The organism is Streptacidiphilus sp. MAP12-33 (assembly GCF_041261265.1).
Lineage (GTDB): Bacteria > Actinomycetota > Actinomycetes > Streptomycetales > Streptomycetaceae > Streptacidiphilus.
The window spans coordinates 19,403-45,079 of sequence record NZ_JBGCCA010000002.1 but is presented as its reverse complement, the minus strand read 5'-3'; the positions used below and the strand labels follow the sequence as shown (position 1 = coordinate 45,079).

Here is a 25,677-nt window from a genome sequence, read left to right as displayed (position 1 = left end):
CGACGCAGCTCGGGCGGGGCCGTGGTCCGGCGTGTGGACCGCCAGGGCGTGGCGGACCACGGCCACCGGATCACCGCGGCCATCGCCTGCCACGTGGCCCGCGCCGGCGGCACCGCCGAGCAGCTGACCCGACTGCTCCTACACCCGGACCACGAGGGCGGCAGACACGCCCAGATCATCGAGCTGCGCTCCGGCCAAGCCCGCGCCCGCGCCTACATCGAGCGCGTCTGGTCCAACGCGAGCGCGGAGGTCGCCGCCACCGTCACGATCGGGTCGCGGCATGGCGCGCACGAGGACCTGGTGGCCCTGCGCGAGCGGATCGAGACGACCCCGTGGCACGGGGAGCGCGGACGTACCGCCCTGCGGGTGCTGCGGGCCCACCTGAACTTCGCCGAGACCGCCGGCGGCCGCCTGCACGCCGCCAGCGAGCGGCAGACCGCCGAGGAAGCCGGGATCTCCCGGCAGACCCTGCGCAACGCGTACGAGGCCGTCCTCAAGCCCGGCGGATGGCTGCGCCGACTGCGAGTCGGCCACGGCGCCGAGGGCTCCACCTGGTACCTGGGCAACGGCCCCTCCGTCGCTTTGTCGTCTCGTGTCCGTACCAGTCAGTGCCCCCCGACGAGGCCCTTGGGGAGTGGTCCACCCCTGAGACGGCAGTGACTCGCGAGACCGAAAGTGAGTCGGGGGTCGAGGGCACCCCTGAAGAAGCCACCGGCCCAGGGCCCGTCTCGGCTGTGCAGGGGCTGTGGTCCAACCCTGAGACACCGATTTCCCCGGACGTCGACTCCAGGGTCATCGGACGCCTCATGGCCAATGACGCCTTCGCCCATGCCGCTCTTGGCAGCTCCGCCCTGATGGTCATCGGTGCCCTGCACGCCAACCCCGGACAGGGCGCCGCGGAGCTCGTCGTCTCCTCCTCGGTGTCCCGCGCCACGGTGTATCGGACGCTGCAGCGGCTGGAGGGCCATGGCCTGGTCCAGCAGAACGACTTCGTGTGGACGCTGACGCCCCGCGCCCTGGAGGGCATCGGTACGGCTGCTCCGGAGGCTGTTACCGAGCCGGGTCCGGGCTGGGCTGGCCTCGCCGTCGCCTACGGCACCACCGGGACCGCCGCCGCGCGCAAGGCCTTCCACGCGGCCGAGCGCGCCGCATACCGGGCCGCCCTCGCGGCCCTGGCCGAACATCGCACCCCCGCGCTGACGATCGTCCGCGACGGCAAAACCGTCCTGATCCCCGCTCAGCGGGCGGACGAGGTGCCTGTCCGCTGGTGGGCCGAGGACGGCAGCGTCCTGGACCCGGTCACCCGCCTGCCCGTCCCTGGCTGGCGGGTCGCGACCGACGGCCGACTGATCCTGCACAGCCCCGGCGACCAGCTCACCTACGACGAACTGGTCGCTGCCAACACTCTCGCCCTCGAATCCTGGGAGACCGCGGCATGACCAAGACTCGTTCTGCGACCTGGTCCGCAGCCCGCCAGCGGCAGGCGCTGGACCTGTCCGCCCGTTACCTGCACGGCGCCAGCATTAGCGAGCTCGCCCGCATCAGCGGCCTGTCCAAGGGCACGGTCCTCAACCGGCTGCGCTTGGTGGACACCCCGATGCGGACTCCCCAGCAGACCCGGCTCCTGTGTGCGGACCCCGAGCAGACCGCTGCCCGCGTCCAGCTCGCCGCCGAGATGCGGCGCTGGTACGAGGCGGGGGCCTCCGTCCCCGCGCTGGCGGCGGTCTTCGGGTGCTCCTCACGCACGGTTCGGCGTCGCCTTGGTCAGGCCGGAACCACCCTGCGCTCACCCGGACAGACCCGTGCGCTGAGCACCGACGAGAAGAGCCGCCGGGAGCTGATGCGCTCGCTGCGGACCCGCTACGAGGCGGGAGCGTCCGTGCCCCTGCTTGCCGCCGGCTGCGGCTACTCGACCAGCACGGTCTACCGGCTGCTGCACCAGGCAGGAACCGCGCTCCGCCCCCGAAGCCAACCGGCACCAGGAGCCGAACGGGATCGGTCCCCGTGAACCCACCCTTCGAGGCCTGGCAGCTGCCCCAAGTCAACCGCGCCACAGCACGTCTCACCCCAACGAAGCGAACGGACCCAATCGTGATCATCGCCCGCATCAGCCCCCGTACCGGAGGCAAGACCACCTCCGCCGGATGGCAGGCTCACGCGCTCCATGAGCGCGGCTACGACGTCCAGGCGTTCGAGGCGGATTACAGCAGGCAGCTCACCGAATGGGACGCCTGCTCCGGCGGGTTCCCCTTCCCTGTTCAGCAGCAGGCCAGCCCGATGTTCCACATGAACGTCCCGTCGACCATGGCCCCCGGACAGATCGGCGTCGTTGACTGCGGCCACGCCGAGGACCACCGCGGCATCGTCCAGTCCGTCCTGCGTGTTGCGGACCTTGCGATCCTCAATGCGGCCCCGACCAGCGCGGACATCGACCGCATCGAGCGCCTGCCAATGCGCGCTCTGATCGACGACATCGCCACCTTGCGCGCCGACGATGCCCCGCCGCCAACCTGGGTCTTGCTCAACCGCACTGCCAACGGCGCGAAGGCCACTTAGCAGTACAAGGACTATCTGCGCGAGCGTGGCTGGAACGTGTTCACCACCACTATCCCCAACGCCCAGCTCTATGCCCAGTCGATGCTGCTGCCGGTCACCGCGCACGGATCGGCCTACGACGAGCTCACGACCGAGATGTTCACCCGCGGCCTGCTGCCCCAGATCGGGGTGACCCGGTGAGCGGGGACCGTACCGCTGCCCTGCGTGCCCGCGGCCAGGAGCAGCAGAACCCGCCGGTGGGCCGCCAGCCGATGGTGCGTCCGACCGGACGACCGGCCGATCTTGTGGTCACCTCCGACATGATCCCCGCACCCGTCGAGGTTCAGGCCACGGGACAGCTCTCCCCGGACGAGGTTGATTCCCTGGGCACGTGCGAGCGGGCCGTGGAGAATCTGGCCACCGCGACCTGGCTGGCAGGCAAGGCTCTGCAGGCCATCCGCGACGGCAAGCTCTACCGCGAGACCCACGGCACGTTCGAGGACTATGTCACCGAACGCTGGGAGATCGGCGAGCGCACCGCCTACCAGATGATCGAGGAGTGGCCGCTTGCCGAGCGCCTGAACCACGCGCTGGGCAAGCCGGCGACCGCCTCCCACGCCCGCGCCCTGCTGCCGGTGGTCGCTCGATTCGGCACGGACGGCTTGAACGCGGCCGCTGGCCTGTACGAGGAACTGCGTGACCGTGCGCAGGTTGAGGGGTGCGCGTGACCGCTGCCCTGACCGGACAGATCGTCAAGGCCGTCCTCAAGGTTGCCGCGAGGGATACCCAGGCCACCGAGTTCCGGGCCGCCGCGCGACAGCTGATGGCAGCGGACTCCCTGCCGCCGGCCATCGGGCGGGGACCGGCCTCGACCCTGGCGACCGCCGTTCGCTCCGGCGCGGAGACGGCTCCGCTCCCGGGCCAGCCAGATTCGAACCTGCGCAATTCGCAGGAAACGGGGAAGCGGTGACAGCCGCAGCGGCACCCCAGCCCGTCCTGCCGGAAAACTCGCTCACCCGAGACGTGGGGGAGGAGCATCCCGTGGCGACCGCCCCGCCGCGGGCCGGAACCGTGGGTACCCCGGTGCCGGACCTGCGAAATTTCGCAGAAAGTCACGGAGTGGCAACGGCTTCGGTTGGCGCGGCCCCCGACGTCTCGGCCGTGGAACAGCCAGCCCTCGCAATGGGACCTCCCCGAGCCGTCGACGTCCTGCGGGATGCCCTGCAGCGCGTGCAGGACATCCGACAGATCCTCAGCTCCGAGTCCGTGGTGGCCGCGCCGTCGACAGCGGCGGAAGCCGACCGATACTGCCGACTCGTGGACGAGATCGTGCAGCAGCTCCGCGACACAGCCGATGGCGCCCCGCCGTGCCCCTCGGCTGAACACCCCGACCGCCGCAACGGCTCGTGAGGTTGCCGGGGCCTGGTGGCTGTACATGAGCCACCAGGCTCACGCACCGCGAGGCGGAGCTGGCCGAGGGCGTTCATCTCTCGCAGCGGCTCGCCGTCAATGGCGAGGGTGGTGGAGCGGCCATGGTGACTGAAACCGTAGATGACACGCCACCTGCGCGGATAGCCTGGCAACGCTCAGATGATCGCTCAATTGAAGACGAGGTGGGGCGAGCGTGGCTGCGGGGAACGCGGGGCGAGGGCCGGTCCGGCCGACGGTGTTGGAGCTGCATCAGATTCGTGAGGGTCTCGTACGCGGGTACCGAGGGTTGATCGATGAAAGCGATTTGCAGCGGAACTCCGAGACGGAGCGTGATCGGTCTTTTCTATCGCGTGCCGTAGCCGCGACTGCCATCCGCAGGGTGACGGGCTGGGACGCCAAGGTCTGCGCGGAGGCAGTGATCGACGGCAGCCGGGACAACGGCATCGACGCAGTCGCCGTGACCGACGGCGCTCAGATTTGGCTAGTTCAGGCGAAGTGGAAGGATTCGGGCACCGCTGGATTCCAAACCGATGCGGCGCGTGCGTTCATCGACGGGCTGCGCCTTCTGGAACAACGTCAGTTCGATCAGTTCAACAGCAAGCTGCAACCCTTCACGGCCAAGCTCGACTCGGCATTCGCCGACACCCGATTGAAGATCACACTGGTAATTGCGGTCGTCGGAAACGACCCTCTGCACGCGGACACCATCGCTATCCTGGACCGCGCGGCCGAGGATCACTACGGTCTTGGCCCGATGCTGGACCACCGGCTCATGGGCGCGGGTGAACTGCTTCAGCAGCTGAAGAACGACCTTGAGCCAGAGCCGGTCGGCATCAAGGTCCGCATGCCGCAATGGATCAAGCGTGATCTGCCGTTTCCTGCCTATCAGGGATCGGTCGCCGCCTCCGATGTCGCGAACTGGTACGAGGAGCACGGGGCCAGGCTATTCGAGGACAACATTCGCCAGTCGCTCGGCCTCACACGTATCAACTCCGGTATCCAGACCACTCTCGCCGAGGAGCCGGACAACTTTTGGTACTTCAACAACGGCATCACCATACTCTGTGACGAGATCGAACCCACCTGGCCGGGACGGCGGCGCCCCGACGAGCCGGTCGAACTCGGCATCAAGAACGCCAGCGTGGTCAACGGTGCGCAGACCGTGAGTGAGATTCACAAAGCGATGATGCTGACCCCCCGAACCGTCGAAAGCGCGGACGTGACGGTCAGGGTCTTCTCGCTGGGCAGCGAGCGGCAGCGGTACGCAGCCCGGATCACGGAGACGACGAACACCCAGAACGACGTTTCCCAGCGCGACTTTGTGGCACTCGACGACACACAAGCGGCCATCCGTGAGGACTTCGACCTCTCCCTGCAGAAAACGTATGTGTTCAAGCGCGGAGAGGCGGATCCCGCACCGGAGTCCGGCTGCTCCGTCGTCCACGCGGCAATCGCGCTGGCCTGCGCTCACCGGACGCCCGAACTCACCGTGCGGGCTAAGCGGGACACAGATCTGCTATGGGAGCGTGGCCGCAGCGGAGCCTACCCGCGCCTTTTCGGCGAGGCCCCCAGCGCATTCCGAATCTGGCGCAGCGTGCTGATCCACCGTGCGGTGGGGGAGGCCCTCGACGCCCAGCGCAAACGTGTGAACGGCCGAGCAGAAGAGGCCACACGTCGCGGAGACCTGCTTATTTCCCATCTGGTGTTCCAGCTCGTCGACATCGAGGAGATCGACGACCCCGCATTCGACATCTCTCGCGTGTTGGTGTCTGTGCCAGCCCACACCGAATCCGTTCTCGCCTGGCTGATCCATCATGTCGACGGGACGTACGGCTCTACGTCCTTCCTCACCAGCACGTTCACCAATGAGACACGCTGCCGGGAGCTTGCCCGACTGGTGCTGCCCGATGTTCGAAGCGGCGGAGACGTACCCGATATGCCGGAGAACTATCAGGTACCTGCTCAGCGAGCCCGGAAGGGGCGGCGCCCCAACACAGTGCCGACGTTGGTCAACGCCGGGATCCTGGCCGACAACACTCCGCTGACGTACGTGCCGGGCAGCGACCCGGAGAAGCGTGCGCTGCAGGCCTGGCTTGCGGCCGACTCCCTCAGGGCGCAGGCCACATGGCAGAACGATCGCGGCAAGCCGCTGCTCTGGGCCTACGACCGGCAAGCGTACAGCGCCAACAAGCTGGTTCTGAAGATGTGGGAACTCGCAGGTTGGGAGGAGACGCCGGTCTCGGTCCAAGGGCCGGCGCGCTGGACCGCCGATGGCAAGCGGAATCTGTACGAGCTGGCCACCGAATGGCTCGACGACCAGAACGACGACGACTGAAAGGGCACACGGTGAAGGGGCCCGGTCTTCGGGAGGACCGGACCTCTCCCTGTGTCTATTCGAACTGTGTCTATTCGAAGCGCCGGAGCCGCTGGATGAATCCCTCGAGGTCGGCCAGTTCTGGGGCTTGCGGCCCGCGGTAGCGGTGCGTCGCCTCGCGGAGGGTGAGGGCGGCGGCCTGTGCCTGCATGTGCCGCTCCGAGGCCGCTTCCAGGCGCATAATCTGCGCGAGTGCATCCAGTTGGCGGGCCACGGCGGCTTCATCCTCCTCGTCAGGCGCGTACTGGACGTAGGCCTGGTACGCGGCGACCGCGGCGGTGGTCTCTCCAAGCTCCATGCGACAGACGGCGATGTAGTAGAGGCAGAGCCGTACATCGTCGTCATCCGGGCCGAACCGTCTGCCGAATCCATCGGCGGCCCGCTGGAAGAGATCCAGCGCTTCGCTGTGTGCGCCAGCGAGGAACTGGACGTGGGCCAGGGACAGTGTCAACTCGTCTGCCAGAGTGTCGTCGACGACCCTGTCAAGCGCCTCTGCCAGGACGTCGATAGCCTGCGTGAACCGGCCGAGGGCGGCGAGGTCGGATGCGCGGTCGGTGATTCTGTCGGCCTCGGCGGGGCCGATCGGCGGCTTGTCCGGTTCCACCGCGGCCGGGGTGTTCACCTCGGTCGGTGTGTACGCGCTTGCCCGCCCGCCTCCTCTCCGCACCGATCCGCTGAACGGCAGGGTGAAGGGCGTACACGGGTCGAGGTCGAGGCCGTCGGCGGTGAGCAGCGGCGGCGTGCCGGGCGGGGCTCCCTGGGCCGCCAGAGGCAGCAGTGTTTCGTAGACCTTTGCCGCGGACATCCGGTGCTCGGAGTCCTTGTGAAGCATGCCGAGCAGCAACTGTTCGATCTCTTTGGGTGCGTCGGACCGGAGCGTGCCGACCGCGGGGGGTGGGGTGTGTACATGGTGCCAGGGGAGGGACTTGTCGCCGGAGTCGGTGAAGGGGGTGGTCCCTGTGAGGAGTTGGTAGATCACGCAGGCGAGGGCGTAGATATCGGCGGCCGGTCCGACCGCGTTGGCCAGGCTCTGTTCCGGAGACATGTAGGCGGGCGTGCCGACGGTCATTCCCGGCTGGGTCAGATGGGGGTTCGAGCCGGATCCGCGGAGGGCCGCGATACCGAAGTCTAGGACCTTCACGATTCCGCCGGGGGTCAACATAAGGTTGGCCGGCTTGATGTCGCGGTGGATGACATCGTGGCGGTGGACCTCGTCCAGGGTGGAGGCGATCTGGGCACCGATGGCTGCTGCCCAGGCGACAGGCAGCGGCTCGTAATCGTAATCCGTCTCGTCGATGAGAGTCTGGACTTCACGCCCCTTGAGCAGCTGCATCACCACGTACAACCGCCCACCCTTCTCATCGAACCCCGTGTCGTAGACCGCGGGGATTCCAGGGTGTTCGTGGAGAGAGGCGGTCGTCCGCACCTCGCGCAGGAAGCGCTGACGGCGGACATCGAGAGTGCTCTGGCGGGCGCTGTCCTGCATCGCATAGGAGTTCGGCTGCTCGTCGAGCATCATCTTGACGGCAACGCGCCGGTCGAGGCGCTCGTCGTAGGCGCGCCACACCTCACCCATGCCGCCCCGGCCGATGGGCGAGTGCAGCCGGTACCGGCCCGCGAGCACTCTCGCCGGCTGCCCTGCGTCCTTGGTCGGCGCCATGTCGTCCCCCATGCCGGCCCTCTCCCTCGTGATGATCGTCGTGATCGTCCGTGCAGGCTACGGTGCGCCAGGACTTCGGCGCTGGGATTCGCGGACCTTCAGCTCGGCCGCGCGTTCCGCGGTTGCCTGGATCTCCGCTGCCCTGCGCGCGGGGCGGCGGATCAGCTGGTACGACTGGGCCGTGGCGACCTGCCGGAACAGGCGGTTCACCTTCTCGTCGTCGAAGTACCGCACCATCAGGGCATCGTTGGACTGTGCCTGCTTTATGACGAACGCATCCATGTCCTTGGCGAGTTCTCGCCCGTACGTCTCCTCGTCCTGGGCGAGGGCCACCTCCTGCATGTCGATGTCCTCGGAGATGACTGCGACGAGCTGGCCGAGGAGGATCTGGTCTGCCGTGGAGAGCTCGGCACCGAGTTCGTCGTTGATGGACTGGATGACCTCGGCGAGCGTCTTCTCCTCGACCTCGATCGACGCACCGGCCGCCTGGGCGACAAGGCTCGGCAGGACCTGACCACCCACTGGCTCCAACTGCAGTTCGGGAGTCCCAGTCCGCTTGACCAGCATGTGGCTGGGCACCGTTTCGCCGATGTCGGCGGCGGCGGTGCCGTCGGGGCGGGGGAGTCGTCGGAGCAGGAACCGCCCATACTGGAAGAGTCGTTCCAGGTCCGAGTTCTCGAACCCGATAACGTGGGAGAGCCAGCCGTACGCCTTGACGTACGACTCTAGGGCCCGGCGGAACTCCTGTGCCTTGTCCGGTTCTTGAGCGAGGAGGCTAGTGAAACGGTCCACTGCGGGCGCTGTGTAGTGGTAGAGCCGCGCGTGTGCCTTCTTGACCTCATCCTCGGAGGCGCGGCCTTCGTCAAGGGCATCAAAGTACGCCTTGACGAGGGCATCCATTTCGGATTCCACGAGCAGCCGGTAGCCCATGACCTCGTCCTGCCGGTCGAAGAGCAGGTTGGGGTCGGTCGGCTCAGTGCGCGTAGTCTCGTAGTAGTCCTGGAAGGCGTCCCGGATTACCTCCCACTTGTTGGCGAAGTCCAGAACGAACAGGTCTTCCTGGGACTTCAGCGGGTGGGTTCGGTTGAGGCGCGAGAGGGTCTGTACGGCGGCGACGTTGGCGAGCGGCTTGTCCACGTACATTGTCGTCAGCAACGGCTGGTCGAAGCCCGTCTGGTACTTCTCGGCGACGACGAGGATCCGGTACTCAGGCTTGGGCACAGACAGCGGGTTCGGGTCGTCAGCGCGCACGTAGGCGAAGCGGGCCGGGAGCTCCTTCTCCGGAAAGCCGTTGAGCTTGGACTCGGTGTACTCGACGTCGTTCACGGTCAGCGCGCCGGAGAACGCGACGAGCGCGGCACAGTCGGTGGCACCCCGCTCGTCCACGTACTTGCGGATGGCCTGGTAGAGCCGGACCGCGTGCTCGCGGCTGGGTGTGACCACCATGGCCTTGGCCCGGCCGCCGAGCCGGCCCGCACTGTGGGCGCGGAAGTGATCGACCATGATCTTCGCCCGCTGGTCCATCGATGCCTCGGACAACAGCGCCGCACGCACGAGCTGGGAGCGGGCCTTGCGCGGGTCCACCTGGCGTTCGACCTCTTCGACCGCGTCATTGTGCAGCTTGAAGTAGGTGGCGTGGGTGATGAACGTGTCGAGCACGTTGAGGATGAAGCCCTCATCGATGGCCTGGCGCATCGAGTACACGTGGAACGGGCTTGGCCGTCCAGTGTCTGGGGCCTTGGTACCGAAGAGCTCGAGGGTCTTCGCTTTCGGGGTCGCGGTGAAAGCAAAGAACGACATGTTCGGCTGCTGTCCGCGGGCCAGCGCCTCAGCGGTCAACGGGTCACCGTCCGCGTCGACGGCCTTGGCGCCCAGGGCTTTCTTCAGCGCGGCCGAGCCGTCGCCGCCCTGTGACGAATGCGCCTCGTCGATGATCACCGCGTAGCGGAGCCTGCCGAGCCCGCCGACCTTCTTCAGTATGAACGGAAACTTCTGCAGGGTGGTGATGATGATTCGCGCGGTGGAACCGGTGAGCGCATCGGCCAGTTGGTTGGAGTCCTCGTCGACCCGTACCACTAGACCCGGGGTGTGGGTGAACTGGTAGATGGTGTCCTGGAGCTGCTTGTCTAGGACTCTCCGGTCGGTGATGACAATCACCTTGTCGAAGACCGGCTGGTTGGGCTCCATTCCCTTCTCGCGGATGGCCTCACTGAGCTGCGCGACGTCTTCCGGAGCGTGAAGGGACGACAGCCGATGGGCGAGCCAGGCGATGGTATTGGACTTGCCAGATCCCGCCGAGTGCTGGATGAGGTAGTTCTCCCCGGCGCCGACGCGGCCAGCGTGGGCGGTGAGCTGCCGGACGGCGTGCCACTGGTGGTAGCGGGGGAAGATAAGCGGCTGGGTATGCGCGAGGCCGGGGCGGTACGAGGGGGACTTGCCAGCCTTGGCCTGCTCGTCCTCGACGTGCAGAAACCGTTCCAGCAGTTCGAGCCAGTTATCCCGCGCCCAGACGTGCTCCCAGAGGTAGGACACCGGGTACGTGCTGTCGTTCTCACCCTCGGTGGCGCGCGGCGGGTTGCCCGCGGTGCCGTCGACGCCGGGCCCGCGGGAGCCGGTGTTGAACGGCAGGAACCGGGTCTTCTTCCCGGCCAGCCGGGTGGTGAGGAAGGCAAGGGTCGGGTCGACGGCGAAGTGCACCAGGGTGCGCTTGGCGAAGAAGAGTTCCTTCGGATCCCGGTCGGTGCGGTACTGGTGGAGAGCCTCCTCGACGCTCTGCTCGGTGAAGTGGTTCTTCAGCTCGACCGAGGCAAGGGGGAGCCCGTTGAGGAACAAGGCCACGTCCACGGACTTGGCTGGCGTTCTCGCCGAATAGTGGAACTGTCGTACGTAAGTGAGTCGATTGGCGTCGTACTCACGTAGGGCGTCGGCGGCGAGCGTGTGCGCTGGCCGGAAGTACGCGAGCTGGATCTTCACATTGCGGTCGTTCACCCCGCGCCGTAGCACGTCGAGCACTCCGCGCGCGTCGATCTGTTGGGCGACGCGCTTGGCGAAGCGCTGAATGGAGGCTTTCTCATCCTCTCCGTACTCGGCCTGGAGGCGGAGCCAGGCATTTTTCTGCGATGCGCTGAGGAAAGCGGCCAACTCGGCAGTGTCGATGCCGAGTTCGTGGTTGTAGGTGTTGGCCAGGCCCCGCTCCCAGTCGTGTTTGCGGAGCCCTGCCTCTACGGCGTCCTCGAAGGCCTTTTCGTCATCGACGCGGATCACGTGAGTCATGGGTCAGTCCTCTCCTTGACCAGATGCACTGGGCACGTCGAACTGGCCGGTTACGGCGGCGGTGATGAGGGATTGGCGGCGTTCGGTGAGGAGGATGAGCTGGCGGGTGATACGGCTGCGCAGAGCCTCCGTCTGCATGCGGCTTCGATCCAACTCGGCTACGACCCTCTTCTGCTCGGGCAGGCCAATATGCGGAATCGGCCACTCCTTCACTTCTTCGAAGCGGATATTCGCCATCGACTGAGATGCGCCATTCGATGAGGCAGAGGAAAAGGATCGCACGCGGGTTCCGCGTGCGATCCAAGCGACGTAATGAGCGTCCAGCAGGGGCGAGAGGCCGACTCGGAAAATCTTGTCAGAGAGTAGTAGCTTACGGCGAACCGCAGGTACAACTGCTGTTGAGCCCACCAACTGGGGTGTGTTGGCGCGCGTGATGAGTACGTCACCCTCATGAACCTCGTTACGCACGTCTGGTACGACGCCCTCAGGAAGTCGCTTGTTCTGGTCGGGGAAGAATGAACCTGGCCTGAGGCAACTTACCTTCAGGATACCCCACTCGTCATCACTTGCGGGGACCGCGTCACATTGCGGACTTGATCCCTGATCCATTGCAGTGACGAAGCGTCGGAACGGCGTGGTGCCCACGCGATCGATCAACTCATCGATGGCGAGATCCACGATTGCTGATTCGCGTTCGTCAAGTCGTTCCAGAACTGTGGTTTGCAGTGCCAAAAGCCGATCGATGTGAGAAGTCTCGGCGTCGAGAAAGTCGGCGATGCGGCGCTGTTCCAACAGTGAAGGGAGGGGTACCTCGATCTCGCGCGCCACATCAAGATTGATGCGAGCGCGAGTTGACCCACGAGTGAGTGTCTTCACCTGACTTGACACGAAGGATGAGCTCAAGGCCCAGGCGGCAAATCGATGCGAGAGGCGGTCTTCGTCGAGTCGGGCGCGAAAGCAGTCCGCTTTCACAATTGCGGGGCCAAGGTCATTGGGTGCCACGCATGCACGACCGACAGGATTGTTTGCATCACCGAGACCAGCAATGATCAAGTCTCCAGGATTCACTTCATGCTGCCGAAGCTCCCTGAAGTACTCCATCGGAATGTAGGCGACATCCGCATCCTTGAATCGTGCAGCCCCGATGTTGCCAAGCCGAATTACCCGCGCACCTTCATCTGAGTAGTGGCTACTCGTCAAGGAGCTCCCGAATGGCCCGTCGGTGATATTCCTAATGAATCGCCGGAGGGGAGTTTGCGCGAACCTGATTTCACTCATCCCGTTCATTCCGTCACCTCTCCCAGAAGCTTCTGGATTTCCGCCGCAAGGGATTTGAGATCCGCATCAATCTCCGACAGCGGTCGCGGAGGCTCATACATGTAAAAGTGGCGCGTGAACGGGATTTCGTATCCGATTTTGGAGCGTTCGGAGAGTTTGGTCTTTTGGTTCTTTGTCTCTGCGATCCACGCGTCATCGACGTGCGGAGTGACTTCTTCCGCCAGATACGAGTCGATGTCCTGGTCCATCGGGACGTTCTCCGAGTCGCGGAGGTCAGGGTCGTGCTCGATCTGCTTTGTCTTCGGGTTCGCGAACTGGACCTCGCCCTTCGGGTCGCGTACGCCAACTGCCTCCCTGAGTGCCTTTTGGAACAGCGCGCTCGAGGGCCAGATCAGGCCAGCTGAGGTGACGGCCTTGTGCAAAGCGTCCCAGGCTTCGGCCTTGGTCGGCCAGGTCTGTCCGGTCAGCAGTTGCAGGGCCGCTACGAACTCGGCCTGCCGCTTGGCCACCTCTGCCTCGTCCATCGTCTTGTCGCCGAGGACCTTCTGGAGTGCCGCCGACGCGGACAGTGCTGTGAGGGTGTCCTCTGTGACCTCGAAGCGGAGCTTCAGCGGACGGTCGACCGTGATGCGCTGGTAGCCGTACGCCTCATTGCGGAGGATCTTGACTTTCGCGTACTGCGGATGTGACTCGTCCTGCCCGATCTGTTCCGCGTCGCGGTAGATCGCGCAGATGTCGGCGATCTGCTCGTCGGCGATCTCCTTGCGCTTCTCGCCGAGGGACTTGCGCCGCTTCACCCACTCCCCGCGGGCGTCGATCATGATGACCTTGCCCTTGCGGTGCGCGGGCTTGCGGTTGCTGAGGATCCAGAAGTACGTCGAGATGCCGGTGTTGTAGAAGAGCTGGTCGGGGAGGCCGACGATGGTCTCTAGGTAGTCGTTCTCCAGGATCCAGCGGCGGATCTCCGACTCGCCGGAACCGGCACTGCCGGTGAAGAGCGGCGAGCCGTTGAAGACGATGGCGATGCGGGAGCCGCCGATCTCGTCCCCGTTCTCGTCCTTCTTCAAGGGTTGCATCTTGTGGAGCATGTGCTGGAGGAAGAGGAACGAACCGTCGTTGATGCGCGGGAGGCCCGCCCCGAAGCGGCCGGCAAAGCCGAGGTCTTCATGCTCCTCGCGGACAGCTTTCTCCGACTTCCTCCATTCGACGCCGAACGGCGGGTTGGCCAACATGTAGCTGAAGCTGCGGTCCTCGTGCCAGTCGCGGGTGAAGGTGTTGCCGAACCGGATGTTCTCGGCCTTGTGCCCCTTAAGCAGCATGTCCGAGCGACAGATCGCGTACGACTCGGCATTGATTTCCTGGCCGAACAGGTTGATGCGTGCGCCTGGCTTGATCTTCCTGATGTGTTCCTCGGCCGCGGCAAGCATGCCGCCGGTGCCGCAGGCCGGGTCCAGGATGTCGAGGACTGCCCCGGGCTTGCGGATGCGTGCCTCGTCGGGACCGAGCAGCAGCTCGACCATCAGCTTGACCACTTCGCGCGGGGTGAAGTGCTCACCGGCCGTCTCGTTGGAGGCGTCCGCGAACTTGCGGATCAACTCTTCGAAGACGTAGCCCATGTCGTGGTTGCTGACCTTCTCGGGACTGAGGTCGATTGCCGCGAACTCCTGGACCACCAGGTACAGAAGATCGGCGTCTTTGAGGCGCTCGATCTGAATGTGGAAGTCGTAGCGGTCGATGATCTCGGTGACTTCGCTGGAGAAGCCACGGATGTAGTCCCTGAGGTTGGCGTAGACGTTCTTGTCGTCGCTGCCGATGGTCTCGAAGTTCTGCTTCGAGATGTTGTAGAACGGGAGCCCCGAGATGCCAAGCAGCAGCCCGTCCTTCTTCTCGCCGGCGTACGAGGCGTCCCGGTCCCGCACCGCCTGGCGGGTTCCCTTTGCCTCCATCACGCAGTCGAAGCGGCGAAGTACCGTGAGCGGCAGGATGACCTTGGCGTATTCCGAGCGTTTGTAGTCTCCCCGCAACAAGTCGGCCACCGACCAGATGAAGTCGGCAAGTTCCTGGTTGGTGTTGCTCACTCGGCACCTTCTCGTGTCGCTCTACGTGGTGGCATGGCGTGGGGCTGCTCCGTTGCGGCGGTCCGGGGCGGCCCCAGGGCTCCGTTGGTCAGTCCGTCGTGGGCCAGGCGCGCGGCTTGGTCGCCCATCCTGGCAATTTCCTTGAGCCTTCGCTCGAACTCGCCCAAGTCGCGGAAGGCCAGTCCGTACCGGCGCTGCTGCTGGATGTCCATCTGGGGCAGCTGGGCGCTTCGGAGTTCTGCCCTGTGCGTGCCGGTGGCCGACGTGCTGCGGCGCGTGTTGCCTGCGCTGCGAAGGAACCCTCGCAGGTAGTCCGTGTCGAGTTGGTCGCTGGCGGATGACGCCTCGCCGTCCTCCGTGCGGACCAGGCCCGCCTGAACCAGGTCGCCGACCCCCACCGAGGCGATCTCGTCCAGGGATCCCGCTCCAGGTCCCGGTGGTAGCGCGGGCAGCAACTCGGCCAGTTGTCGTAGCTGCTGTTCGATTGAGTCGCGGAGCGCCGTGTATTCGGCCGAGTAGTCGGGTTGGGTCGCAGTCACGTACGCGGACGGGCTAAGGTCCACCTCCTCGTGGATGAGGTCAATCAACGGTACGTGTGCGATCTGGTCTGGGGTCGGTTCCAGGGGGCCGTCCGGATTGTTCGCCGTGAGGTCGATCATGCGGACGGATCGGACCTCTTTGCCCGGTGTCCCTGGCCGGCACAGTTCCCACAGGTGGAGCGGCAGGTTGTGACTGGTCGCGAATCCCGACGGCAGCGAGATGACCGAGGAGAGGGCCCCCCTGCGTACTAGCTCCGCTCGGATCCGGCGGCCGCTCCTGCGGTATGCGGCGGACGGGGCGAGGGCGATGAGAGCACGGCCGCCGGGCGCGGTGTGAAAGTAGCAGTGCTGGAGCCAGGCCAAATCGCCCTCTGCGCGCGGGGGTGCTCCAAGCTCCCAGCGTGGGTCGAGTAGGAGCTCTTCACGGCCCCAGTCGGTCTGGCCCAACGGCGGTTCACAGACGACGAGCTGGGCCCGGAGGTGGGGGTGCTGGTCGTTCCGGAGTGAGTCTCCGGCTTCGATCCGGACGGTGCGAGAGCCGCCGAGCTGTGCTCTTAGCTCAGTCAGCCGCACTAGTCCACGGCTGATCTCCTGGCCAGCGTGAACGGCAGACGTCCGCCCGCCAACTGCCAGCAGGAGCGATCCCGTCCCGCAGGCCGGGTCGTAGACGAGTCCCTCGGTCGCCCCCGCGAAGTAGACGAAGGCCCGGATGAGGCGAGGAGACGTAACCGCCTGCACGCCACTGCGGCTGGCCGAGGTGAGGAGCCGGGTGAGCAGGTCCTCGAAGAGCTGCGAGGAAGCGCGTTTGGAGGCCAGCCGGTCCACGGCTTCACGGATCGGGTCCGGGAGGGCCGTGGTGGTCTCGCCCGTCAGATGGGAGCCGGTGTCCACGAGCGCCGCCGTCATGTCGTCGCCGTACGCAGCGCGCAGGGCTTGCCAGAGAGCGACCTCCGCCGAGACTCCTCGGCCCTTGCGCTGTCCCGCTAGCCATGCCTCGACCTCGGCGAAGGAGAAGAGCGGGCTTGCCGCCGTGCCGCCGCTGGGGGCCGGGAAGTCGTCGTGTCGACGTCGCCAATTGGCGACTGCGGCTCGCGTCACACCGGCGAGCCGGGCGATCTGGGCTGCGGTGACGACTGGCTGTGTGGATCCTTCGTCCTCCATGGCGGCAACAGTACACGAGAGCACGCGCATCAGAATCCGTGAGCGCGTTGACAGTGCTAACGAGCTATTGTCAATCTCCCTGTGGCTGCTGTGGTGGGCCGGCGTCACAGCGGAGAGGGCTGACGTCGTAGGCCCGGATGTCGTGAGCCCGAGCGCCGGTTGCGGCGTTGTCGGTGCTCACGCGGGCACATCGACATCAATCAAGGCGAATCCGGCCGTAGCGCCTACCAGAAGCCCTGACGCTCCCGCGCGGTCGCCCCTGACCGCGAAGAGGGCGTTAAGGGGACTGGATGTGACGATGCGGAGCACGCACTGACGGGTATGGGCGTCCCAAACCCGCAGGTTGCGGTCCTTGCCTCCAGTGGCCAGCAGTACTTGGTCCTGCGGGCCCACGAAGGCGATCAAGGAAGTTACTGCGCCCCTGTGGCCCTGGAGTGGCTCTCCCACCGGTTCCCCGGTCAGCGGATCCCATACGGTCACGACCCCGTCGCTCCCGCCGATGGTAAGCAGAGGACGACCTGAGGGCTCGTCGAACGCGGCCAGGGCTCGTACTTGGCCTTCGTGCCCGTCGAACGCCACGAGGGCCTTCGAAGGACCACGTTGCACTCCGCTATGTCCACGGTGTGCTGACCGAGGAGAGCGTGTACGCGGGCCCGCCGATGGGGCCCGGTGAAGTCGGACTGGACGTGCCGGACGAAGGAGTTATCGCCGGTCGGGAGTGGCAGTTGCGAGTGACTGGTCGCGACCGGCCGGTTCGGGTCAGGTGCGAGGTCGTGAATACAGAGACGGGTGTCGTTGTGGCAACGCCGCGCTTGTTCACCATGGAGGACTGTTTGGGCGCCAGCGTGACCCTGCAGGAGCCCGGTCTGTACCGTGTCCGGGCTCGAGTAGCGGATAGCCCACCGGTCACCCAGCTCCTGCTCGCATTCGGGGCGGAGCTGGAGGAACGGGTGAGTCCCTGACGGTTCGCGGGCTGAGCTTCCAAGCTACGGGCGGCCCAGCGCGCGGTAGGTCCAACCGAAGGCCCGCCAGCGAGCGGGGTTGAGGGACCGCGGCCGTGAGTCACCCGCGGGCCGGCGATGTGGACGGCCACGGCCTTGGGCAAAGCCGCCTGCTTCCCACCAGCGGAACTCCGCCTCCTCGAACAGCCTGGCGGCTTGTGGCAGGGGCAGGGGCGCCCACTGAGACTGCTGCAGGTCGCCACTAAGGTCGATCACGGTGCCCATGCTTCCAGGCCTGCCGGAGTGGCGCATCGCGACATGCATGGCCCCCATGCCGGAATCACCTCAGGACGGAGTGTCGCGTCCGTGCCTCATGAGCCCGTGGCGCCCACCGCTCCAGCACGTCATCCTGGACGGGACGCTGATCGAATCGGACCGCCTTGCCGGCGTCCGCGCGAACATCAATGGGTGCAGTTCGTTTCGAGGGAAGTCCGATCGCGGGTGACGGTCGAGATGGCCGTTGGAGACGACGGCGCGTAGTCGCAGGACGGCTTCTGCTCCGGGAAGTCCCCAGCGGGCGCCGGTGATGTCGAGGCGGTCGGCGATCAGGTGGCGGCAGGCGCCCTCGACTGCGCCGGTGGCGATCGGCCACCCGTTGCGGAGCGCGGTGTCGTAGTGGAGTTGGTCGAGGTGGCCGGTCAGGTAGCGGTGGCAGGCGTCGGCGGCCTCGCGCCGGGCGGCGGGCAGGCGTTGGCGCTTGACCTGGGCGGTCATCTCGGTGGCGGCGCGGGCCGCGTCGCCCGAGAGGATCGCGGTCAGACGATCGGCCGCCCATGCCTCGGCCTCGATAGTGCCCGGTTTGTGAAAGGCGTGCGCGGCAGCCCAGACGTATTCGGCGACGTGAACGAAGTCCAGCAGCACGTGGACCTTGACGCCGCGTCGGCGGACCTCCGCTTCGATCAGGTCGAGCTGGTGGCGGGCGCCGTCGACCAGGACGACCCACGGACGCAGGTGCTTCGGGTCGCGCGCCTGGGCCTGGTCGAAGGCGTCGGCGATGACCTGCTCGGGCGACCGGACCAGCGAGGCGGTGCACCACTTGTTCTCGGCCCTCGGCCCCGGACGCGCCGGAAGCTCGCCGCTGCGGCCGCCGGGTGGGTGGATCACATCATGCGGGCGCCTGGGTGCGGGACGGGTGTCGAAGACGCAGGCCACGGTCGCCATCCGCTTGCGGTTCGGCTTCTCGCCTGGCGCGAGCCGGCCCGCGATGGCTGGTCGCGGCCTTCTGGGCGGCCCGGCGGGTGGGCTCGCGCAGAGCTTCGGGCCGCATGACCACGCCCTTGCCGTCCACCTGGACCACCAGCGGCATCTCGCGGCTGCACGGAACCGGGATCAACTTCCGATAGAAGTCGTCGACATCGACCGCGGCAGCGACCACGAGCTCTTCGAGCCTGCGCTTGCCGAGCACGTTCCCGCAGCGGCGTGTCACCGCGTCGTGGGCCTGGTCGAAGGAGCCGCGGACGGCCTCGGTGACGGCGAGCCGCCGTAGTCCCGTCGAGTGTCGGCCCGCAGGCAGCGACAGCGCGGTGTCGGCGGGATGGACGTTGCAGACACCGGGGCCGCGGTGGGCGACCCGAGTGACTCGGACCGTCCCGAACACGGTGGCCAGCCACAGCGAGTGCCCGGTCTCCCGCCAGGGCCGCACTCGCCCCTCCGGACCCGTCACCGCCGGGCCGGCACCGGCGCGGACCTGGTGCTCTTCCTGTCTGGCCCGCAGGTTCAGGTGGTCCTGCAGCAGCAGGCGAAGCAGTTCTCGCCCGGCCGCGTCGAGGTGTTCTTCCAGCTCGGCGTGGGTCCAGGTGGTCGCCGGACTGCCTGACAGCGTATCCATCAGCGTCTCGAAGGCGCTGAGGGAGCGCGCAAGGGGGTCAGCGGTGCATCGGGTGTCGTACGGTGTCATCTCCAGGGCTCTTCCCGTCCAGCATCGATTGGGTCGCACCTTCGAATGTAGACGCGGAAGAGCCCTGCTGTTAACGAGAGTTGGACGATTTGGCCGTCCGCCTCCGGGCAGGAGTGAACATCCCTGGTGTGTCCTCGTCCAGCCAGCCGCGTTCCACCAGCCGCTTGAGCTTCGACCGGGTTCCCTCGATCTTTCCGGTCTCGGCCGGCAGGCCGATCCTGGGCACGATCTGCTTCGCACGGACAGGCCCTGGCGCGTCCGCCACCACCTCCAAAATATCCCGATATACCTGCGGCAGGACGTCCACCCCCATCCCGAGTTGCCAGTTCGGAACGGTCAGCACCCCGATGACCCGCCGCTAGACCCCGGCATACGCAGACGCCACCGACTCGCCCGCGGTCGGCAGGTCGTCATCGACAGCCGTCGCCGACATCTCCGGGGTCATCTCCGCGAGCACCTCGGCGACCGTCTCCCGCGCGATCCGCAACCGCTCCAAGCCCTCCCGCGCCAGATCCAGCCTTCCCGAGAGCTCGGCCAGCTCGGCTTCGAGCTCCTCCACGCGCACCCGGGCAGCCGCCTCGCGCGCTTCCAGTTCCTCGAACAGCGAGCCCATCCGACACCCCTCCTCCACCACCACGGTAGAGAGGAGAGGCCGCGAGCACAGCCCCAGTCAGTGGCCTCGGAGTTCAGCCGTTCCCTTCAGAGGAACCGCACCCAACATCAATGACCGGTGGTTCAGCCAGAAGCACAAGGCGTTCGGCGGGAACGTGCAGTTCCTGTCGGCTCCGAACGGCGCACCGCTGTGGGTCTTCGAGGTCGAGCCCGGCGGCCCTACCCCCGACATCACTGCGGCCCGTATCCACGTCCTCCCAGCGCTGTACAGGGCGGCCGCCCTCGGCCTGCCCACCTTCGCGGACAAAGGCTATGTGGGCGCAGGCATCGCCATCTTTGTCCCCGTCCGGCGTCCAAAGGGCCGCTCCGAGCAGGCCCTCGACATCGATACCTGCACCACCAACGCCCTGATCCGCGCCCTCGGCGAACGCGTTGCCGCCGAGCTCAAGCAGCGCTGGCGCGCCCTGCAGCGCGTCACCCTCAGCCCCAGTCGGATCGGCGCCATCGCCCGCCGCCGCCCTCGTCCTCAACCGGGTATGGAAATGACTACCGTTGAGAAAACGTCACTGGAGTGAGCAGACCTCGCGCCCAATGGCCGTCAGTTACCCGTCCCTGGACCGGTTCCTCGTCGAGCGTCTCGCAGAGCACCATGCCCGGTTTGGGCACCCAGGCGAGCACTGTTCCCGCGCCGCGTCCGGCCAACCGTCGAAAGGCCGACTCTGCGCCAGAGGCGAGGAGTTGCTGACTACCAACAGGTTTGGTCGCCCAGTGCAACGCAGCGACCTCAACAGGAAGTGGCACCTTGCGGCCGAACGAGCCGGCCTTCCTGCGAGCACGCGGTTCCACGACCTGAAGCACTTCTACACCACCCGCCTCGGCGCCTGTGGCGATCACGACCCCAAGACCGTCCAAGCACTCTCTCGGCACGGCGACTTCGCCCAGACCTGGGAGACCTACGCCCACCCGCCCCTGGCAGTGGAAGGTGTCACGGTCACCACATTCACACGCGCATTCGGCACGGCCACCCCTCAGGGCTCCGACGCGCTCCACCCCCCCGGACGGGGGAGACAAAACCCCCTAGCCGGTGAACCGGCTCTGACCTGAGAGTCCGGGACAGAAAAGACAAAACTTGTGGTCCGCAGGCCGTCCGTTCCGGGCCGCTTTGGAGCTGTCACACAAGGGGGACGGGTCCAAGCCAGGCCCTGCCGCACCGCGAACCCTCGCTGGCCTGCACGTATGCCGTCCATGGGTTGCTGACTACCGCGGTGAATGACATCGGAAGCCTTCGCGTCCGGCCCCACCGTCGTTGACCCTCTGCCGTACGGAATTCGCCCCGGATTCGACCCGACAGTTGAGACGTATGCAGAAAATAGCCTCTGACCTGCATAAATGCAGGCGGCGGACGAGTCGGCCTGTACGCCGGGTTCTGTCTCCGCGGTCCGTTGCCGGGCCGCAGGAGGCGGTCATCCATCTAGGGCGGCCGTTGCCGGCCGCCTCAAGCGGTCTACCCGCTGACTCGGGCGAGCAGCCCTCAGGCGTCAGCGCAGGGTGTCGTTGCCGACACCCATCTTGACCTTGCTCCAGGTGGGGTTTACCTAGCCGTCCAGGTCACCCTGGACGCTGGTGGTCTCTTACACCACCGTTTCACCCTTACCGGGCGCCGAAGCGCCCGGCGGTCTGTTCTCTGTGGCACTGTCCCGCGGGTTACCCCGGGTGGCCGTTAGCCACCACCCTGCCCTGTGGAGCCCGGACGTTCCTCGGCGGATCCCCGTGAGGACCCGACGCGACCGCCCGGCCGGCTCGTCCGCCGTGGTGACCATGGTAGCGGCTCCACGCAGTCGGCCGTCCGGGTGACCCGGGTCGGGGCGAGTCGTTGAGCAGTACAGTCGGAGCGGATGGCCACCCAGAACGCCGATCCGGCTCGACCGGGGAGGGGCAGACTCGCATGACGCTTCAGCACGACGTGTTCACCTTCGAAGAGCTGCTCGGCGTTCTGGAGCGGCTGGAGGCTCCCCCCGGCTTCAAGTCGGAGCTGCTGCACGGGGAGATCATCTTGTCACCGCAGGGCGAAGAGCACAGCGAGATCATTCTGGCCGCCCAGGTGGCGGCGCTTGCCGCCGGGCTGCCGCGCTGGCGGGCGACGTCCGACGTGCTGACGCCGTTCCCCGAACACCGCAACGGCTTCTGCCCCGACGTGTCCGTGCTGCGCAGCTCCGCACAGCGCGGCGTGAAGCCCCGGCCCGCCGCCGACATCGCCGCCGTGGTCGAGGTGGTCTCCGGTGATCGTGGCGCGAACGACTACGGCGTGAAGGTCGCCGAGTACGCGCGTGCGGGCATCGACGCCTACCTGATCGCCGACCCGTTGCAGGGCACCTGCAAGCTCCACACTCGCCCGCTCGACGGTGCGTACGAGACGTGCGAGGACTTCGCCTTCGGCGACACCGTCCGGTTCACCGCCGACGACACCGAGTTCGTGCTCGACACCTCCGACTGGCCCCGGCTCTCCTGACGGGCCCTCCTGTCACGCCGTCGTGAATCGGACGGTGGGCTGGGAGAGGTCGACCTCGGTCAGGCGGACGCGGATCTCCTCGCCCAGCGGGAGCGGGCCGTCGCCGTTGGTGAGCGGGGCGCGGACGGCCGGGTCGCAGAGCTGGACGGTGCCGCGGGCCGGGCGGCGTTCGTCGACGTCGATGACGATGCCCTCGAACAGCTCGCCCTCCCGGCCGGTCAGCAGCGCCGCCTCCACCAGGTCGACGCAGGCGCGCTCGACCTCGTGGGCGCGGTGGTCCCCGCCCGACATCAGCGCGGGCAGGGAGGGCAGCGCGTCGCGAGCCCAGGAGGGGACCTCCGTCCCGGCCGCCAGGGCCACGCAGACCTCGCCGGAGAAGCGGTCGACCAGGCGGCGCAGCGGGGCGGTGCAGTGGGTGTACGGGGCGGCGACGGCCGCGTGGCCGGGGTCGGGCGGGACGGCGCCCTCGAAGGCGGTGTAGCCCGCGCCGCGCAGCAGGCCGGTGCACTCGTTCAGGAACGCCGCGTGCGCCGGCAGGTGCGGGTCGAGGGAGCGGATCAGGCGGGCGTAGGGCAGGTCGTCGGGCCAGTCGACGCTCAGCGCCTTCGCGACGCGGTGGAGCTTGGCGACGGCCGACGGCGGAGCGCCCGGCAGGGTGCGCAGCACGCCCACCTCGCCCGCCAGCATCAGCTGGGCCGCCGCCATGCCCGTCAGCAGCGAGATCTGCGCGTTCCAGCCATCCACCGGCATCGGGGCCCGGTAGGCGAGCGTGTAGCCGTTGCCGGGGACCTCCTCGACCTCCTGCTCCGGGATCGGCAGGCTGATGCCGCCGCGCGTCTGCTCGCGCTCCTCGCGCAGCGGGCCGACGACCGCGAGCAGCGCGAGGGCCTCGTCGGCGGTGCCGGTGTCCAGGGCCTTCTGCACGTCCGCGTAGTCGAGCTTGGCGCGGCTGCGGACGGTGGCGCGGCGCAGCCGGGTCGTGCGCAGCTCGCCGTCCGCGTCCAGGTCCAGCTGCCACAGCAGGACCGGCACGTCCTGGCCCGGCAGCAGGCTGGCCGCGCCCTCGGAGAGCCGCTGCGGGTGGAGCGGGACGCGGATGTCGGGGAAGTAGAGCGTCTCGACGCGCCGCCGCGCCTCGGCGTCGATCGCGCCGCCCGGGCGGACCCAGGCGGCGACGTCGGCGATGGCGTAGTGGACGCGGTAGCCGCCGCCCGGCAGGCGTTCCAGGTGCATGGCCTGGTCGAGGTCGCGCGAGTCGGGCGGGTCGATGGTGAACAGCGGCAGGTCGGTGGCGTCCACGCGTGCGCCGGGCAACGTGAGCGGGGCGGCCGAGACCGCCTCGACCTCGGCCAGGACGGCAGGCGAGAACCCGTCCGGAAGCCCCAGCCGGGCGCGGAGCGCGTCCAGCTCGGCGTCGATCCGGGCGGTCCCGGTCGTCTTCACACTCACCAGTCGACGTGGCACGCGCCCCAGCCTAGCCAGCGCGCCCCGCGAACCCCGAAGGATCAGCGGTACGGGTTGTCGTCCTCCGGGCGCGTGCGGGGAGGCGTCTGCGGCGGGTACGGGGGCTGTGGCGCCTGGGGGAGCCCGCCGTACGGGTTCTGGGCGGGTGGTGGCGGGGGAGCGGAAGGGCCGCCGTAGGGGTTCTGCGGGGGAGGCGGATAGCCGCCCGGAGCCGGAGGAGCAGGAGTCGCAGGCGGCGGCGCGGGCGGGCCGTACGGGCCGGGCCCACCCGGCGGGTAGGCCCCGGGCTGCTGCGGCGCGGGCGCGGGACCGGGCGGCACCGCGCCGAACCCACCGCCACCGAACCCGTCTCCCGGTCCGCCGTCGAACGCACCGCCGCCGAGCCCACCGGCACCGAACCCACCGCCGGGGAGGGCGGTCGCCGGGCCGACCCGCTTCGCCTCCGCGAAGCGCCGCACCAGCAGCGCTCCCAGCGCGCCCATCGCCGCGCCTTCTACCAGGCCGAGGCCCAGTGCCAGCGCGACGTTCCCGGTGACGCTCAGCCCCGCGCCCACCGCGTCGAACCCGAACACCGACAGGTTCGCGTTCACCGTCACGTCCGCGAGTGCCAGCAGCACCGGTGTGACGACGAGCAGGGCGACCCCGAGCCGGACCGCCGCGCCGCCCACCTCCGCGCCGAGCGGGTCGGCCGAGGCGCTCCTGCGGGGGGTGCGGACGGCCGCGAAGACGCCCGTGGCGAGCAGCATCAGCAGCACCGCGACCGGCAGCAGCCAGACCCGGCCGTCCTGGGCGGCCAGCGAGGAGACGGTGATCGTCTTGCCCTGTCCGCCCGCCAGGAAGGTGTTGATCGGCGCGGGCAGGACGTGGGCGAGCGGACCGGAGGCCTTGCCCGCCAGGCTGACGCCCATGCCGAGCGGGACGGCGAGGAATACGCCGTTCGGCGTGCCGAGCAGCACCCCGCCCACGGTCTTCGCGCCGCCGTTCCCGGTCAGGCCGACGACCAGGCCCGCCAGCCCGCCCACGACACAGGCGCCGACGAACACCGTCGTGATCGCCGAGGCGACGGGACGCACCGTGCGGGCCAGGCCCTGCCAGCCGACCGGCAGCGGCGAGCGTCGCGCCGCGACGACGGAGAAGGCCAGCACGACCACGACCCAGAGCAGCCCGATCCCGAGCGTCGGGGCCAGGTCGACCTTGAAGCCGACGGTCGGCTTGGTGTTGCCGCCGACCACGCCACCGATCAGGCCGCCGAATCCGCCGAACGGGTCGTCACCACCGCCGGAGCCGGAGCCGCCCGACCCACCCGAGCCGCCCGTCAGCGACGAGATGTCCACCGAGACGGTGCCGTTGCCCGACCAGGCCACCACGGCGAGCAGCACCAGGAACGAGATCACGGCCCCCGCCGCCCGCACCAGGAGCTCACCGGCCGTCAGCACCGCGATCCGGCGCAGCGGACGGGTGAAAAGCCAGCCGAGCACCACCGCCCCGACGAGTGTCAGGCCCAGCGGCATGATGTCGATCGATCCCTGCGCCGCCGCGGCGTCAATTCCGAACACCGACACGTCACCGGTCGGGCTGATCCTTCCGCCGACGGCCATCGCGACCAGGGCTGCTGTGACCGGTCCGAGCTTGGCGTGGGTGTCCAGCCCGAGCAGGTGCACCCCCAGCGCACCGACGGCCGCCATGGCCACGAAGGCCCAACTGGCCGACATGGCGGCGGAGACGAGGCCACGCAGCAGAGTTCCGCCGGCCCTGCCGCCGCCCGGTTGTGGGCCGCCCGGTACCGGGCGGCCGCTCTGGTACACCGTCATATTCGTCCACCATTCCCGTACGCCACCGCGAACGACCGCAACGTCCGCCCCCAG

At 67.8% G+C, this 25,677-nt stretch carries 20 protein-coding genes, 1 other RNA gene and 2 pseudogenes; 11 read left to right on the top strand and 12 right to left on the bottom strand.

All coding sequences use genetic code 11. The features are described 5' to 3' along the window. Positions 1-21 precede the first annotated feature (21 nt). The 8 genes from ABH931_RS02925 to ABH931_RS02890 all read left to right on the top strand — a co-directional run bounded on the left by ABH931_RS02925 (position 22) and on the right by ABH931_RS02890 (position 6,301). Positions 22-660, top strand: a complete 639-nt coding sequence (locus tag ABH931_RS02925; protein ID WP_370109552.1) for a hypothetical protein — start codon at positions 22-24, stop codon at positions 658-660. A 146-nt stretch (positions 661-806) separates the two neighbouring features. Continuing rightward, positions 807-1,439, top strand: coding sequence for a helix-turn-helix domain-containing protein (locus tag ABH931_RS02920; protein ID WP_370109550.1), 633 nt, complete (start codon positions 807-809; stop codon positions 1,437-1,439). After that, complete coding sequence (locus ABH931_RS02915) at positions 1,436-2,008, top strand: helix-turn-helix domain-containing protein (protein WP_370109548.1); 573 nt, start codon at positions 1,436-1,438, stop codon at positions 2,006-2,008. The genes ABH931_RS02920 and ABH931_RS02915 overlap by 4 nt, the downstream gene beginning before the upstream one ends. Positions 2,009-2,091: 83 nt before the next feature. Then, on the top strand, positions 2,092-2,556 hold the full coding sequence (locus tag ABH931_RS02910) for a plasmid partition protein (protein ID WP_370109546.1): 465 nt from the start codon (positions 2,092-2,094) through the stop codon (positions 2,554-2,556). A 36-nt stretch (positions 2,557-2,592) separates the two neighbouring features. Next, positions 2,593-2,736: a hypothetical protein gene (locus ABH931_RS02905; RefSeq protein WP_370109544.1), complete on the top strand. Its 144-nt coding sequence runs from the start codon at positions 2,593-2,595 to the stop codon at positions 2,734-2,736. Then, the gene (locus ABH931_RS02900) at positions 2,733-3,263 is read left to right on the top strand and encodes a hypothetical protein (RefSeq protein WP_370109542.1); all 531 of its coding nucleotides are present in this window, start codon (positions 2,733-2,735) and stop codon (positions 3,261-3,263) included. The genes ABH931_RS02905 and ABH931_RS02900 overlap by 4 nt, the downstream gene beginning before the upstream one ends. Beyond that, positions 3,260-3,505 carry a hypothetical protein gene (locus ABH931_RS02895; RefSeq protein ID WP_370109540.1) on the top strand — a complete coding sequence of 82 codons (246 nt, stop codon included), beginning with the start codon at positions 3,260-3,262 and terminating at the stop codon, positions 3,503-3,505. The genes ABH931_RS02900 and ABH931_RS02895 overlap by 4 nt, the downstream gene beginning before the upstream one ends. Before the next feature lie 840 nt (positions 3,506-4,345). After that, the gene (locus ABH931_RS02890) at positions 4,346-6,301 is read left to right on the top strand and encodes an AIPR family protein (protein WP_370109538.1); all 1,956 of its coding nucleotides are present in this window, start codon (positions 4,346-4,348) and stop codon (positions 6,299-6,301) included. Positions 6,302-6,371: 70 nt separating this feature from the next. Here ABH931_RS02890 and ABH931_RS02885 read toward each other — a convergent pair whose 3' ends face one another. From ABH931_RS02885 to ABH931_RS02845, 9 genes and pseudogenes are all read right to left on the bottom strand, one after another. Then, the gene (locus ABH931_RS02885) at positions 6,372-8,012 is read right to left on the bottom strand and encodes a protein kinase (protein WP_370109536.1); all 1,641 of its coding nucleotides are present in this window, start codon (positions 8,010-8,012) and stop codon (positions 6,372-6,374) included. A gap of 45 nt (positions 8,013-8,057) precedes the next feature. Continuing rightward, complete coding sequence (locus tag ABH931_RS02880; RefSeq protein ID WP_370109535.1) at positions 8,058-11,273, bottom strand: type I restriction endonuclease subunit R; 3,216 nt, start codon at positions 11,271-11,273, stop codon at positions 8,058-8,060. A 3-nt stretch (positions 11,274-11,276) separates the two neighbouring features. After that, positions 11,277-12,473: a restriction endonuclease subunit S gene (locus ABH931_RS02875; protein WP_370109533.1), complete on the bottom strand. Its 1,197-nt coding sequence runs from the start codon at positions 12,471-12,473 to the stop codon at positions 11,277-11,279. 83 nt (positions 12,474-12,556) lie between these two features. After that, positions 12,557-14,629: an N-6 DNA methylase gene (locus ABH931_RS02870; RefSeq protein ID WP_370109531.1), complete on the bottom strand. Its 2,073-nt coding sequence runs from the start codon at positions 14,627-14,629 to the stop codon at positions 12,557-12,559. After that, a complete protein-coding gene (locus ABH931_RS02865) occupies positions 14,626-16,329 on the bottom strand; it encodes an N-6 DNA methylase (protein ID WP_370109529.1) in 1,704 nt (567 codons plus the stop codon). Before ABH931_RS02865 ends, ABH931_RS02870 begins: the two co-directional genes overlap by 4 nt. A gap of 177 nt (positions 16,330-16,506) precedes the next feature. Then, positions 16,507-16,908 (bottom strand): hypothetical protein, encoded by a 402-nt coding sequence (locus ABH931_RS02860; protein ID WP_370109528.1) that lies wholly within the window; start codon positions 16,906-16,908, stop codon positions 16,507-16,509. Between the two features lie 869 nt (positions 16,909-17,777). Beyond that, a pseudogene (locus ABH931_RS02855) lies at positions 17,778-19,227 on the bottom strand (ISKra4 family transposase); the annotation flags it as partial. A gap of 70 nt (positions 19,228-19,297) precedes the next feature. Then, positions 19,298-19,570 (bottom strand): hypothetical protein, encoded by a 273-nt coding sequence (locus ABH931_RS02850; RefSeq protein WP_370109526.1) that lies wholly within the window; start codon positions 19,568-19,570, stop codon positions 19,298-19,300. 15 nt (positions 19,571-19,585) lie between these two features. Then, positions 19,586-19,840, bottom strand: coding sequence for a hypothetical protein (locus ABH931_RS02845; protein WP_370109524.1), 255 nt, complete (start codon positions 19,838-19,840; stop codon positions 19,586-19,588). A gap of 154 nt (positions 19,841-19,994) precedes the next feature. On the opposite strand from ABH931_RS02845, the pseudogene ABH931_RS02840 reads away from it, so the two are divergent. Next, positions 19,995-20,385, top strand: a pseudogene (locus tag ABH931_RS02840) (transposase family protein). A gap of 45 nt (positions 20,386-20,430) precedes the next feature. Further along, complete coding sequence (locus ABH931_RS02835) at positions 20,431-20,943, top strand: tyrosine-type recombinase/integrase (protein ID WP_370109522.1); 513 nt, start codon at positions 20,431-20,433, stop codon at positions 20,941-20,943. A 295-nt stretch (positions 20,944-21,238) separates the two neighbouring features. On the opposite strand, the gene rnpB is transcribed toward ABH931_RS02835, so the two are convergent. Continuing rightward, positions 21,239-21,642: RNase P RNA component class A (rnpB, locus tag ABH931_RS02830), an RNA gene on the bottom strand. 142 nt (positions 21,643-21,784) lie between these two features. Here rnpB and ABH931_RS02825 point away from each other — a divergent pair. Next, on the top strand, positions 21,785-22,348 hold the full coding sequence (locus tag ABH931_RS02825) for a Uma2 family endonuclease (RefSeq protein WP_370109520.1): 564 nt from the start codon (positions 21,785-21,787) through the stop codon (positions 22,346-22,348). Between the two features lie 12 nt (positions 22,349-22,360). On the opposite strand, the gene ABH931_RS02820 is transcribed toward ABH931_RS02825, so the two are convergent. Both ABH931_RS02820 and ABH931_RS02815 read right to left on the bottom strand, forming a co-directional pair. Further along, entirely contained in the window at positions 22,361-23,812 is a 1,452-nt protein-coding gene (locus tag ABH931_RS02820; protein ID WP_370109518.1) for an RNB domain-containing ribonuclease, read from the bottom strand. 41 nt (positions 23,813-23,853) lie between these two features. After that, positions 23,854-25,623, bottom strand: coding sequence for a streptophobe family protein (locus ABH931_RS02815; RefSeq protein WP_370109516.1), 1,770 nt, complete (start codon positions 25,621-25,623; stop codon positions 23,854-23,856). Between the last annotated feature and the right edge of the window lie 54 nt (positions 25,624-25,677).